Annotated in this window: 12 protein-coding genes and 1 pseudogene; 6 read left to right on the forward strand and 7 right to left on the reverse strand. The window is 67.5% G+C overall.

Annotated elements, in window-relative coordinates:
• Positions 1-575: 575 nt before the first annotated feature.
• Positions 576-1,367, reverse strand: coding sequence for an ATP-binding protein (locus OG446_RS36855; protein WP_328898535.1), 792 nt, complete (start codon positions 1,365-1,367; stop codon positions 576-578).
• Positions 1,368-1,458: 91 nt separating this feature from the next.
• Between OG446_RS36855 and OG446_RS36860 the strand changes: the two genes are divergently transcribed.
• Positions 1,459-1,899, forward strand: a complete 441-nt coding sequence (locus OG446_RS36860; protein ID WP_328898122.1) for a hypothetical protein — start codon at positions 1,459-1,461, stop codon at positions 1,897-1,899.
• Between the two features lie 10 nt (positions 1,900-1,909).
• Here the strand turns inward: OG446_RS36860 and OG446_RS36865 are convergent, their stop codons facing one another.
• Both OG446_RS36865 and OG446_RS36870 read right to left on the reverse strand, forming a co-directional pair.
• Entirely contained in the window at positions 1,910-2,905 is a 996-nt protein-coding gene (locus OG446_RS36865) for a Mu transposase domain-containing protein (RefSeq protein WP_328898123.1), read from the reverse strand.
• 28 nt (positions 2,906-2,933) lie between these two features.
• Positions 2,934-3,335, reverse strand: a pseudogene (locus OG446_RS36870) (DUF4262 domain-containing protein); the annotation flags it as partial.
• A gap of 561 nt (positions 3,336-3,896) precedes the next feature.
• On the opposite strand from OG446_RS36870, the gene OG446_RS36875 reads away from it, so the two are divergent.
• Positions 3,897-4,271 carry a hypothetical protein gene (locus tag OG446_RS36875; RefSeq protein ID WP_328898124.1) on the forward strand — a complete coding sequence of 125 codons (375 nt, stop codon included), beginning with the start codon at positions 3,897-3,899 and terminating at the stop codon, positions 4,269-4,271.
• A 34-nt stretch (positions 4,272-4,305) separates the two neighbouring features.
• On the opposite strand, the gene istB (OG446_RS36880) is transcribed toward OG446_RS36875, so the two are convergent.
• Entirely contained in the window at positions 4,306-5,076 is a 771-nt protein-coding gene (istB, locus tag OG446_RS36880) for an IS21-like element helper ATPase IstB (protein ID WP_328898125.1), read from the reverse strand.
• Positions 5,073-6,518, reverse strand: a complete 1,446-nt coding sequence (gene istA, locus OG446_RS36885; protein ID WP_443050255.1) for an IS21 family transposase — start codon at positions 6,516-6,518, stop codon at positions 5,073-5,075. The genes istB (OG446_RS36880) and istA overlap by 4 nt, the downstream gene beginning before the upstream one ends.
• A gap of 369 nt (positions 6,519-6,887) precedes the next feature.
• Here istA and OG446_RS36890 point away from each other — a divergent pair, with 369 nt between their 5' ends.
• The 3 genes from OG446_RS36890 to istB (OG446_RS36900) all read left to right on the forward strand — a co-directional run bounded on the left by OG446_RS36890 (position 6,888) and on the right by istB (OG446_RS36900) (position 9,037).
• Positions 6,888-7,544 (forward strand): transcriptional regulator, encoded by a 657-nt coding sequence (locus tag OG446_RS36890; RefSeq protein ID WP_328898127.1) that lies wholly within the window; start codon positions 6,888-6,890, stop codon positions 7,542-7,544.
• A gap of 132 nt (positions 7,545-7,676) precedes the next feature.
• Complete coding sequence (locus tag OG446_RS36895) at positions 7,677-8,234, forward strand: Mu transposase domain-containing protein (RefSeq protein WP_328898128.1); 558 nt, start codon at positions 7,677-7,679, stop codon at positions 8,232-8,234.
• Positions 8,231-9,037: an IS21-like element helper ATPase IstB gene (istB, locus tag OG446_RS36900; protein ID WP_328898129.1), complete on the forward strand. Its 807-nt coding sequence runs from the start codon at positions 8,231-8,233 to the stop codon at positions 9,035-9,037. The genes OG446_RS36895 and istB (OG446_RS36900) overlap by 4 nt, the downstream gene beginning before the upstream one ends.
• A 365-nt stretch (positions 9,038-9,402) precedes the next feature.
• Here the strand turns inward: istB (OG446_RS36900) and OG446_RS36905 are convergent, their stop codons facing one another.
• The gene (locus OG446_RS36905; protein WP_328898130.1) at positions 9,403-9,744 is read right to left on the reverse strand and encodes a hypothetical protein; all 342 of its coding nucleotides are present in this window, start codon (positions 9,742-9,744) and stop codon (positions 9,403-9,405) included.
• Between the two features lie 262 nt (positions 9,745-10,006).
• The gene (locus OG446_RS36910; RefSeq protein WP_328898131.1) at positions 10,007-11,338 is read right to left on the reverse strand and encodes a lanthionine synthetase LanC family protein; all 1,332 of its coding nucleotides are present in this window, start codon (positions 11,336-11,338) and stop codon (positions 10,007-10,009) included.
• 364 nt (positions 11,339-11,702) lie between these two features.
• On the opposite strand from OG446_RS36910, the gene OG446_RS36915 reads away from it, so the two are divergent.
• Entirely contained in the window at positions 11,703-11,987 is a 285-nt protein-coding gene (locus tag OG446_RS36915; protein ID WP_328898132.1) for a hypothetical protein, read from the forward strand.
• The last annotated feature ends 57 nt before the right edge of the window (positions 11,988-12,044 follow it).

Raw genomic sequence — 12,044 nt, forward strand, 5'->3', positions numbered from 1 at the left:
TGTCCTTCCGGCGCGGTTCGGGTGATGTGGGAGCGTGCGTCGGCGGCATACTGCTCGCCGCAGCGCCCTCCCATCCTTCCCCTGGATCTGACAAATCGCCCGGCGGGGAGCGGTCACACGATGGTCGGCAAGTGACATTTGGCGCTGCTTCTCTTCGTCAGCCATGGCCCCTGCGTCCCTGCGTGCCTGCCGCCCCGGACGCCACTCCGCTGCCCTTCCGCCAGTGGCCCTGCAGAGTCGCCGGACCACACCTGCGCGCTTGCCTTCCCGGAGCGTCGACGCCCCGTGCAGGCTCGGTGGCGTTGCTGTCTACGGCGGCCGTGACCTGTGCATGCGGCTCTGGCATGGTGCCTCGTACATCACCACACGCTTCGGACGGGCTCAGGCGTACTAGTACGGCGCCCAGGGCGACGGCTCTGCTTGGCTCGTCGCCGAACACGACACGGTGATCCGACGCTACTGCGAGACAGGGTGTCAAGGGACAGTTCAATCTCCCCGCTGGCGGACAGCTGGCCTCCCCGCTGGTGGACATCAGAGGCCCCCAGGTGGACAGCGTTTCTCCCCAGTGGGTGGGGTTAGTTCAGGGGAACGACGCCGCGTCCGGTGGTGGCCTCGTTGAGGCGGTGGCTGTCGCCTCGGGTGACGACGACGTGGGCGTGGTGAAGGAGGCGGTCGACGGCCGCGGTCGCGAGGGTCTTGGGCATGATCGCGTCGAAGCCGGCCGGGTGAAGGTTGCTGCTGACGGCCAGACTGCGGCGTTCGTAGGCGGCATCGACCAGGCGGTAGAAGCCTTCCGCGGCGTCTGGAGAGATCGGCAGGAGGCCGATATCGTCCACGATGATCAGGTCGGTGCGGGTGATGCGGGCGACGGCTTTCGTCACGGAGTCGTCGACGCGGTGACATCGGACCAGAGCTCCGAGGTCTTCGATGGTGAACCAGGTGACGGTCATCTCGGCGTCGTCGGCGGCTTGCCAGAGGGCTTCGCAGAAGTGTGATTTCCCGGTCCGGGACGGGCCGACGACACAGAGGTTCTCCCGGCGGCCGACCCACTCCAGGGTCCGTAGCGCCGACTGGGTGGGGACCGGGATGGAGGAGGCGTCCTCGTTCCAGATGTGGAAGGTCTTGCCGGTGGGGAATGCCGCGCGTTGGCGGCGGGTGCGCCGGTTGGAGGCATCGCGCCCGGCGGCCTCTTCTGCGAGCAGGGCCCGGACGACTTCGGCGGGATCCCATCGCTGGGCTTTTGCGACCGGGATGATCTCGGCCAGGGCCCGGCGGATGTGCGGGAGCTTCAGCTTGCGGGTCAGCGTGACCGCCTCGTCGAACGCGGCGCCGGAAGTCGCTGCGACGGCTGTGGCGGGAGCCTGCATCCGCGGTCTGGACGCGGTCAGGGTGCTGGGCGTTTCAGTCATGTCAGGCGGCACTTTCTGTGGAGCGGGAAGATCCGGCTAGGGTGCCGGGATGGTGTTGGAGAAGGTGAATGCCGCGGTGTTGGCCGAGTGGGAACGGATCGCGACCAGGGCCAGGAGCGAGTTGGCCGCTGCGGGATTGCCGGTCGTCGTTCCCGGACTGGACAAGATCGTCTCCTCCGGGGTGGAGGTGAGCGTCTGCGAGTACGACGACTGCTCCGGTGTGAAAGTGACTTGGTGGTGCAGCCCCAGGCTGTGGTTGAGCGCCAAGCGGGCCCTCGACTGCGAGCCGCGCGACATGCCCCTGATTGAGCACCAGCGGACGGTGGTCGAGGCGATGACACCGGCGATCAGAACCATCCTGGTCTCGGCCGGGTTCAAGGTCTTCGACCCGCAGGGCAACCGTGCGCCGCTATCCATCGACGTGCTGTCCGCCCCGCAGGCCGAGGTCCCGCCCGTGTGGTGGGTTCGCGACGACGAGTTGGACGGCTGAGGCCCGCCCGTCACGGGGACCCAAAGCCTGACCAGGCGTAGGTGCCCGGTTGCAGGCTGTGTGCCTCGCCCGCCCGGGTCGGCTCGGTGTCGTCATACTCAACCTGGTGGGCCAGGATCGCCATCAGGTCACCGTCGGCGAACCGCTCGACGGTAGCCGCGGTGCCCAACGCCCGGTCGACCGCGTCGATGCCGTGCAGCTTGGCAAGTGCGACCGCATCGGTCATCTTCGCCAAGACCCGACGCACTCCTGTGTCGCCGGCTTCCTGCAGCCACAGTGCCGCACCGGGCCCCAGCGCCAGGAACTCCGCCTCGGCAGGGGTGGTCGGTGTCGGCACCTGCTTGCCGCGGGAGCCCTCGGGGTAGTGGGCGTCGTCGATCCGCGGGTTGCCCGGGGTGGAGCGGGCATGTCGGGCCGCCTCCACGGGCAGGCCCCCGGTCATCGCGGTGACGATCAGGTCATCGCACTGGAAGCGAACCCAGACGCTCTGCTCGATCAAGGCGTGCGGCACCGAATAGCGGACCGCGTCGACCTGGATCGTGGCGTCCTTGCCGACCAGCCGGCTCTGCCCGAACGCTGCGGTGAACGCGTGCTGAGGCACGGGATGCAGCCGCTGACGTTCCTCGGCGAGCATCTGGGCGGGGACCCGCCGGGTCTCCCGGTCGATCTGCCCGTTGACCTCGGCCATGAAGCTGTCGCAGGCCGCCAGCAATGCCTGGAAATCGCGGTACTCCTCGCGCAAGTTCACCGCAGTCGGCACCAGGTCCCGCTTGGCGATGCGGACCGTGGCCTCCGAGCCACCCTTGGACTCGGGGTCGGCGGGCAGGCACATGCGCACGACCGTGCCGTAGTACCGGCCGATCGGCACGATCTCAGGGTTGCGAATCGCGATCCGGGCGACGTGCTTGACCGTGACGGTCTTCTCGTTGTCGGTCAGGCAGTACGTCGGCACCCCGCCGACCAGCCGGAAGCGCGCCCCCATCCCAGTGGAAACGGCCTTCGGCATCAGGCCACGCGACTTGCACTACAGGGAGAGGCGGCCGCCGGTAGAAGCCGATGGCCTGCCCGAAGAAGGTCCGGTGCCAGCCACGATCAACGTGCCTGAGTGCGACTCGATGGCCGGCGACAACATCAGGATGGCTCTGGCCGTCTGCCAGTGTTTCGCCTGCGGCAGACCTCTCTCCGAGAGGGTTGAGCATGCGATGCATCGCGTGGACATCGAGCCCGCACATGGCGAGTTCAGGTCCGCCGTGTGTGTGCGCGAGGCCGATCGTGTAAGCGAATCCAGGACCGATCTCGTCTTCGGGAACCAGCACGACGTGCCATCCGTGCTGCTGCACATGCTCGATGACCGTCAGATCCATGCGATCCGCTTCGTCCCGGTCGCCGTAGTCATGGCAGAGGACACAACGGCACTGGAACGGATCATCAGTCATGTGCGGAGGGTACGAGGTGAGCCCCTATGTCGAGCCACCGGGCTTGGACCTTTCTCAATCAAATAGCCCCCTCACCCTCTGCGATGGCTCCCCAAGATCTGTGTCAGAACCCAGTAGTGCCGTCAGTTGTTCACGGGTTTGAGAGGCACCCAGATCCACGGTCGGGTGATGTTCACGAGTTTCGGTTCTGGTCCAACTTCTGTGGAGCCCTCACACTCTGCAACCTGCCGGGACTGGATGCCCCTTCGTCACTCGCGGTCAGACCTGTTTGGGAACATGCCCGCATGGACGTCGACCTCGCCCCACCAAACGGCGTTGGCCCTTTACGGATCGGTATGACTCGACACGCGGCCAACACCGCGTTGGACTCGCTCCGCGATCCTTCTGTGATATCGGAGTCCGACCGGTCGGGCCAGCACGTGTTCCGGCCAGCGGTGTCGGCGTACGGACTTTTCTCCCCAGATGCGTACGGACGAACGTCCCCGGCTCTGGCCGCAGGCAGCGGCAATGGGATAGAGGATTTCGGTTGAGATCGATGGCCCGAGCAGGGACACTCACGCGATGAGCTTCAGCACATCGTCTGAGCCGATCGAGCGAGGGTGGGACGAGCCCTGGTATCGGGTCAGCATGGAGAACTTCCAGGCGTCGTTCGTGCCCAGCGACGACGAGGACTTGGACGAGGTCTGCAACGTCGATGTCTTCGTGACTCTGGAGGACGGATCTTGTTGGACCGCGACCGTGTTCACCGTCGTGGAAGTCGAGCGCCTGATGAAGCTCTGGGCAGGGACCGACGAGGCCCTCGGGGGCCGGTATTTCTGGGTCTCGGATGGTCTGATCGTCAGAGATCCCGGCATCGACAGTATGACCGGCGTGATCGCCGGCCTGATCGAGAACGGCGAGTTCTCCGAGATCTTTCAACGGGTGATCGACGACTGATCAAGTGCTCGGCTGCCGGAGGCGTCGTGGATGGTTAGGCCACGTCGTTCTCTCGCTCGATGGCCTTGAGACGGTTTTTGAGCCGGTAGCTGGGGCCGTTGATGGAGACTACTTCGCAGTGGTGGAGGAGCCGGTCGAGGATGGCGGTGGCGAGGACCTCGTCGCCGAACAGTTGGCCCCATTCGCTGAAGGTCTTGTTCGAGGTCAGGATGATCGAGCCCTTCTCGTAACGCTTGGAGATGACCTGGAAGACCAGGTTCGCCTCCGCGCGTTCGAGGGGCTGGTAGCCGACGTCGTCGACCACGAGGACGCTCGGTCGCAGGTAGGTGCCGAGCTTGTTCGTCAGCCGTCCCGCGGCCTCGGCGGCCTTGAGGTTGCGGACCATGTCGTCGAGGCTGGTGAAGTAGATCGAGTAGCCGGCCCGGCAGGCCGCGACCGCCAGGGCGACGGCGATGTGCGTCTTGCCGACCCCGGGCGGACCCAGCAGGGCGGCCTTCGCTTTGCCGTCGACGAACGAGAGGGTGGCAAGGTCCTTGACCTTCCGCGGGTCGAGGTCGGGCTGGAAGGAGAAGTCGTATTCGTCGAGCGTCTTGTGGTGCGGCAGCCGGGAGAGCCGCAGGCCCTGGCGGAAGCGGCGGTCGTCGCGGACGGCGAGTTCCTCGGACAGCACCAGGTCGAGGAAGTCGAGGTAGCCCATCTTCCCCTCGTCGGCCCGACGGGTGTACTCGTTGATCGTTTCGGCCAGGTGGGGCAGGCCGAGCTTGCCGGCCGTGTTGCGGATGCGGGTGGAGACCAGCTCGCTCAAGACGTTTCCCTCGTGCTCGGACGGGTGGTGAAGGGACGGGTTCCGGTCAGCTCGTCATAGACCGACAGAGGTCGGCGACCGACCTCGACGCGGGTGGCCGCAGCCTGGTTCAGCAGGGCCTGCAGAGGTCCGGCCTCCTCGCCCCGAGGACGCTCTTGGCGGGGCTGGGGCAGGACGTCGCTGGTTGTGGTGCGACGTCCTCTGCCGGTGGGCAGGCCGTCCCAGTGGGCCTCTTCGACGACGCGGACCCCGCGGCCGATCGCCCGAGGATGGGTCGCCAGCAATGTCTCGCCGCTGCTGGCCGCGACGGTGGAGTGCAGCATGATCTGCGACTTTGTGGCCCGGATCTCCACCAGCTGACGCGGTCGGACCCTGCGGGCCGGGACCGAGTAGAGGTTGCCGCCGAAGGCGACCAGGCAGTCCTTGCCGACCGGCCGCAGGTGCCGTTCGGCCACCAGATACGGGGTTGGCGGCAGCGGCTTGAGAGCCATGTGATCACGGGCCGCCCGCTCGCCGATGATCTGCTGGTGGGTCCTGTGGGCCTGTGCCCGCCGTTGCGGGACCCAGGTGATGAAGGCGGCGTCCAGCTCCTCGACGGAGGAGAAGGATCGGCCGGACAGGACGTGGTCGCGGACGATGAGGACTTGCCGCTCGACGCGTCCCTTGCCGGTGGGCCGGTAGGCGGCCAGGACGTCGATGTCGAAGTCGTAGTGGCCGGCGAAGCCGACCGCCTCCGGATGCAGCGGGACCGCCTCGCCCGGGGCGACATGGCGGCGGACGACGGTCTTGGTCCGGTCGTAGACGATCGTCATCGGGACGCCGCCGAAGTGGGCGAAGGCCCGGCGGTGGCAGTCGAAGAACGTCTGGAGGTCCTGGCTGGTGGTGAAGCAGCAGAATGGGTCGCGTGAGTACGACAGTGTCATGTGGAACGAGTAGACCTTCGGGACACCCATGTGGGCGAGGATTTTGCCCTCGTCGCCCCAGTCGACCTGGGCCTGGGCGCCGGGGATGACCTCGAAGCGTCGGTGCATGCCCGCCAGTTCCTTCGGCGTGATGCCGAGTTCCTCGGCGATCCGGGGCCGGGCTTCCTGGACGTAGAGCTTGGTCCGCTGGTAATTGCCGGTGAACCCGTACTCCGCCACCAGCCGCTCGTGGATCACTGCGGCCTTCATCAGGATCTCCGCCCGCAGCATCGAATCGACCAGCGGCGCGAACTCGTCGATCACCCTCGCCTTCGACCGCCCGTTCGGCGACCGGCGCGGCGGGGTCGCCGGCCCCGGCGCCGACAGATACTTGCGGACCGTCTTCCTGTCCAGCCCAGCCTCCCGAGCCACCTCCGACAGGCTGACCGCCCCGGATTCCAACAGACTCCGAAAGCGTCGCAGTTCCAACCAACGTTGCGGATCCAGGACCACCGCCGACCGCCTCCCGTCGCCTCTCACCGACCAAGCAGCAGAGTGCCGAGCAGCAGGTCTCACCGCATCAACAACTGGCCCTTTTCATCCGTACGCGGGTGGGGACGTTCACGTGTACGCCGACAAGCGGGCTGATGGTCAGCATCCACTGCGCGCGACATGCTCGAAGCCATCGAGCTGGGAAGACCGTCGTCCCAGGCGGACCGAGCGTTGTTCCAGGGTGTGGACGTGTTGATGGCGCTCTTTGAATCTCCCCAGGTGCCGCTCTTCAGGTGGCCAAACCTGCTCGGGTGATCTCCCCACCCATTGAGTGATCTTCCCGGCGTGTCGCACTGGTGTCGGCATGTCGCGGAGAGCCTGCGTGAGCACGGAGTTCGGGCTGTTGAAGGGCCCTGGATGCTCACCTGGGAGGAAGACGTGGATGCTCACGCATTGCGTCGCCAGGGCTGGTCGATTTCGGCGATCGCCCGGCACCTGGGGCATGACCGCAAGACGATCCGCGCGTATCTGAATGGCGAGCGAGTCTCCGGATATAGACGTCAGTCGCCGGACGCGTTCATGCCCTTCTTGGAGTACTGCCGTCAACGACTCAGCGATGACCCCCACTTGTGGGCCTCGACGCCTTTCGATGAAGTGGTGGAACTCGGCTATTCGGGCGGCTACTCAACGTTCACCCGGGCCCTGCGGCGATACAAAGCGCGACCCCACTGCGAACCATGCCGGGCTTCGAGCGGCCGCGACGTGGCGATCATCGCGCATCCTCCGGGCGAGGAGATCCAGTTCGACTGGGTCGAGCTCCCGGACCCGCCCGCAGAGTGGGGCGTCGGCGCCAACGCACATCTCCTAGTCGGCGCCCTGGCCCACTCGGGACGATGGCGGGCCGTGCTCGCGGAGGCGGAGACCTTCCCTCACCTGGTCCAAGCCATGGGCGCTGTGCTGCGGCGCCTGGGCGGAACTGCCCGAAGGTGGCGGTTCGACCGGATGGCCACCGTCTGCCATCCGCCGACCGGACGGATCCTTCCGGCGTTCGCCGCCGTCGCAAAGTACTACTGAGCCGGCATCGACATCTGCCCGCCCCGGCGGGGCAACCGCAAGGGCGTCGTTGAGAAGGCCAACCACTCAGCGGCCCAACGCTGGTGGCGAACCGTCCCGGACGGCATCAGGATCGAGGCAGGCCAGAACGGCGTGGACAAGCTGTCCGTCCAGATGGACAGCCGCAAACGCAAGCTCGACGGAGCGTCGACCACGGTCGCCGCGCTTGCCGAAGCCGAGCCTCTGCTGGAACTGCCGACCCGCCCGTTCCCCGCCGAGCTTGAGCAGACCCGCGTCGTCAGCCCGCAAGGACTCGTCTCCTTCGCCGGCAACCACTACTCCGCCCCGCCCGGGCTGACCGGCGCCCACGTCACAGTCCGGATCCGCTTCGGCGAGGACGACCTGCACGTGGTCACCGCCGGCCGCGCGCCCACCACAGCCGGGCACCGGACGGAGCCGGGCAGACCATCCGGGACGCCGGGCACGTCATTGCCCTCGAACGAGCCGTTCTCGCTTCGTTCTCCGACAAGGCTCCCTGCCGCCGCACCGAGGTCCGCCGGCCCCCGTCGGCTGCAGCTCAGGCGGAAGCCGAAAAGCTTCGCGGCCGACCTGAAACAGACGTCGCGAACCGGGTCGTCATCGACCTATCTCACTACGCCGCCGTCGCCGACCGGCTGCGGCAGGCCCCACCCACCAGGAGCGCGAGAGTGAGTGACACCATGCCGATGAGCGAGGCCCGCCGCTACCAGCAGCTGCGAGGCTACCTGTCCTACCTGAAACTCAACGACGACGCCGAAGCCCTTCCCCGCGTCCTGGACCAGGCTCGAGCCGAGCGGATGACTCTCACCACCGCTCTGGAGAAACTCCTCGAGATCCAAGTGGAGGCGACCGAAGCCCGCAAACTCTCCTCCCGACTCAGGTTCGCCTGCCTGCCAGAACCATGGACCTTGAACGACTTCGACTTCGCCGCCCAGCCCGGCGTCGACGAGAAGCTCATCCGCGACCTGGCCACCCTGCGGTCCCTAGACAACGCCTCCAACGTCCTGCTGGTCGGCCTGCCCGGCGTCGGCAAGACGATGCTGGCCGTCGCACTCGCCCGCTCCGCGGTCGATGCCGGCCACCGCGTCTACTTCACCACCGCCGCCGAACTCGCCGCCAAATGCCACAAGGCCGCGCTCGAAGGTCGGTGGTCGAGCATCATGCGGTTCTTCGCCGGACCTCGCCTGCTCGTGATCGACGAACTCGGATACCTCCCGCTGCCAGGCGACGGCGCTTCGGCCCTCTTCCAGGTGATCAACCAGAGGTATCTGAAGCCGAGCACGATCCTCACGACCAATGTCGGTATTGCAGATTGGGCAGGCGCCTTCGGCGACGCGACCGTCGACGCCGCGATGCTCGACCGGCTCCTTCACCGCGCTGCCGTCGTCGGTTTCGACGGACCGTCCTACCGTCTCCGCTCGCACCAGTCCCACGCCGACAACCGCCGCAAAGGGGTGACCGGACGTGCTGGTTGAACTCCGGGCCTGTCCCATCTGCTGGACCCTGTTCCAGGTCAACCCTCAGGCAACCCGCCACACCTACTGCACCCCCCGCTGCAAAGCTGAAGCGGCCAGGCGACGCCGCCGTGAACGCGACGAAGCCATCAATGCAGCGGAGGCCGACGTGGTCACGCGGCAGTCACCGGCACCCACGCCCCCTGACGCCCACAGCTATCCGTAACTGCCCGCACTGCGACAAACCCGTCACCATCGTGGTGCTTCCCGCTTCCCCCGAGGCCGCGCAGCCCACCATCCCCGCATCAAGTCCCGACGTCACCCCCATGCGTCGCAGCTGAGCGACCGCACGTCACTGACCTTGTCGGCCCCAGGCGGCGACAGGGTCAGGCGGCGTTCTTAAACGAGGCACCGATGTTGTTCCACATGAACGCGTCCTTCCAATCCGGGCGCCCCTTGGTCCAGCGGCTCAGGGCAACGATCACCCTTTCCTGGGAGATCGTCCGGGTCTGGTAGTGCTCTGCCGCCGTCCCGTCACGGAACTCCAGCTGATAGGTGTTGTCATCCCTCAGCCACGCCTGCACATACCAATCGCCGACCGTCTCGTCGTCGACTCGCTCGACGATGACGAAGGCGTTGCCCCGGCCGAGGTTCGCCACCATCCGGCTCAAGGCAGTGGGCCCCGGATTCCTTACCTGACGACCGTGCTCGTCCCTCGCTTGCAGCATGGCCCGATCATCTCCTACGGCTCTGACACTCGTCGAAGAGCAACCACGTCACGCCCGCGCTCCCCAGTTGATTCGCTCCGTGAACTAACTGGGGCGAAGAGCCGCAGTGGGGAAAATTCGAGATCGGCATCAGACAGCGGTCGCCCCTGAACTCGACCTCGTCCTGCACTGTTCCGCTCTTGGCCCGGGCGGCCCAGGCATCGCACAAGGCCTGGGCCGAGATCGTTGTGGATTGCTTGTCTCGAATGAGGCCACCACTCGCTCATGAGTCCGTGCGAGTACTCCGCAGGTGCGCCGGCACGGCCCACCACTGGTCCGGGCGGTCCACGACCGGGGCGTCGGGGCCGCTCTCGCCGTACCGGGCTAGGCGCAGAAGGTAGGCCGCGATGCCCGCTGCGCCCTGCATCCACGTCGTCTGGGGCGGCAGCAGCGGCGGGTCCTCGCGGTGTTCCAGAAAGCGCCAACGGGCGCCCGTATCATCTCTGATGGCCCGGTCGACCAGCGCATCGCCCATCCGGTGAGCGGCCCGCAGCAGGGTCTGCCTCCGCTGCGGCGCCCGGCAGTCCTGGGCGGCGTCCAGCAGGACGTCTCCGACGCCTGCCGTTCCGCAGCAGCGGCCGTCGTTGTCCCAGAAGCCGGGACGGAGGCGTTGCGGCAGGCCCGAGGTGAGGATCGAGGTCATACAGCGGTGCCGCAGCTCGTCGACGTCATGGCCCGCCACCTCGGCGACCCCTGCGTGTGCCAGTGCGGTGAACAGGTGCGAGGTGCCCGCCGGGCCGTGGCACCACGTGTACGTCACCGGTTCCACCTCCCGTTTCGACGGGGGGATCGTGTGCGGGACGACGAAACCGGCGTCCTCCAAGGACCCCACCGAGAGGACGTGCCGGGCGCCTTCCACCGCGGCCTCGATGAAGTCCTGACGGTCCAGGGCGGTGCCCGCGACCGCCAGTGCGGCCGCGATGCCGGCGGTTCCGTGCGAGTAGTTCGGTGCCCTCGACGGCCTCCCCGGCGTCATGCCCCAGTCGAGGCCCGCTTCCGTACGGTCCGCCGCCCGCAGCAGCGCCTCGCCTCCCGTCGTCGCGATCGCCTCTGCGTACTCGCTCTTCGCCCAGACCGCCGTCATCACGACGCCCGCGGTCCCCATGATGACGTCGGTGAGGGGTGCGTCGGAGCCCGGTTCGAAATCGAGGGTGGTCTTCCACCCGTCGCCGGTCGCCAGGGCGGCCAGCTGCCGCAGTGCCACGGCTTCCTCGCCCGGGGCGAGCAGCCTGAGCGCCGTCGCGTCACCGGCGAGGCCGTCGTACAGCGAGGGTTCCGTTCGCTGCCCGGCCTGTGCCGACAGCCTGGTCACGATGCCGGTCGCCAGTGCCGCTTCCCGCGCGCTCAGCTCCCGGTACTGCGCGATCTCGACCAGCACCGGGGCCAAGCCGGCGATCCCTGCGTACAGCGAGTCGCGGTCCTGTGGCGGCGACACGGCTTCCGGACCGCCCTCCACCACCGCCTGCACGAGCCATGGGCCCTCGGCCTCGCGCACGTGGTCCAGCACCCACGACCAGGCGGCCTCGCCCACGTCCCGATATACGTCGCTCCTCATCCGGTCAGGCTACAACCCCCCGGATGAGCAGCCCGTTCGGCGGGGTGCCGCCGGGCTGTCGGTTCCGGTGGTCCTGGGAACCGGCTTCCGCGGCCGCCTTGAGGTCACGCAGCCCTGCTTCGAGGCCGTCGCGCGACGGGTGCCGATCACAGCCACTCGTTGATAGCAGCAATCAGGACGGTCGCATCCGCACCCCGGAAGGCCGTCCCTCTGGCGAGCACGTTATCGAGCTTCAGGTCTTCGAGGACGGCGGGCTGCCGCTGCTCATGACCCGCCTCTCCGATGCCAACTCCAGGTCGTACGAGTCACCAGGCGAGGCCGAGCAGGTCATCTTCGACCCGCCGCCGTCGTCTTCACCCTGCACATGCCGGAACTGATCCGCCTGATCTCCGATGACGTGGGCTACCACGGCAACCGGGCCGTGGCGGTCGGCGCCAACCGGCTCCGTGGCCGACGCCGCTGGAGCCAGCCGGCCATCCTCTCCAGCGACCACCGGTACAGCGCCGACACGTACGAGGAGAGCACCGGCGCCTCGCTTGCCGAGCTGCGCGATGCGCCGGGCATGGTGACTCGAAGGTTGCTTGGTCCCCTACTCCGCTCACTGGACTCCGGAGAGGCGTTCGCGAAGGCGCGGACCGACGAGGAGTGATCCTCGCCGCTCCGTGAGACGGCACGATCCCCGGACGATCAGCCCGCCCTGTGCCAG

Source organism: Streptomyces sp. NBC_00236, from assembly GCF_036195045.1.
Taxonomy (GTDB): domain Bacteria; phylum Actinomycetota; class Actinomycetes; order Streptomycetales; family Streptomycetaceae; genus Streptomyces.

What these genes read in the sequence shown, in the direction of transcription:
- OG446_RS36855 (WP_328898535.1), bottom strand. Translation starts at nt 1,367, where the DNA reads ATGCAGGCTCCCGCCACAGCCGTCGCAGCGACTTCCGGCGCCGCGTTC.
- OG446_RS36860 (WP_328898122.1), top strand. Translation starts at nt 1,459, where the DNA reads ATGGTGTTGGAGAAGGTGAATGCCGCGGTGTTGGCCGAGTGGGAACGG.
- OG446_RS36865 (WP_328898123.1), bottom strand. Translation starts at nt 2,905, where the DNA reads ATGCCGAAGGCCGTTTCCACTGGGATGGGGGCGCGCTTCCGGCTGGTC.
- OG446_RS36875 (WP_328898124.1), top strand. Translation starts at nt 3,897, where the DNA reads ATGAGCTTCAGCACATCGTCTGAGCCGATCGAGCGAGGGTGGGACGAG.
- OG446_RS36890 (WP_328898127.1), top strand. Translation starts at nt 6,888, where the DNA reads ATGCTCACCTGGGAGGAAGACGTGGATGCTCACGCATTGCGTCGCCAG.
- OG446_RS36905 (WP_328898130.1), bottom strand. Translation starts at nt 9,744, where the DNA reads ATGCTGCAAGCGAGGGACGAGCACGGTCGTCAGGTAAGGAATCCGGGG.
- OG446_RS36910 (WP_328898131.1), bottom strand. Translation starts at nt 11,338, where the DNA reads ATGAGGAGCGACGTATATCGGGACGTGGGCGAGGCCGCCTGGTCGTGG.
- OG446_RS36915 (WP_328898132.1), top strand. Translation starts at nt 11,703, where the DNA reads ATGCCGGAACTGATCCGCCTGATCTCCGATGACGTGGGCTACCACGGC.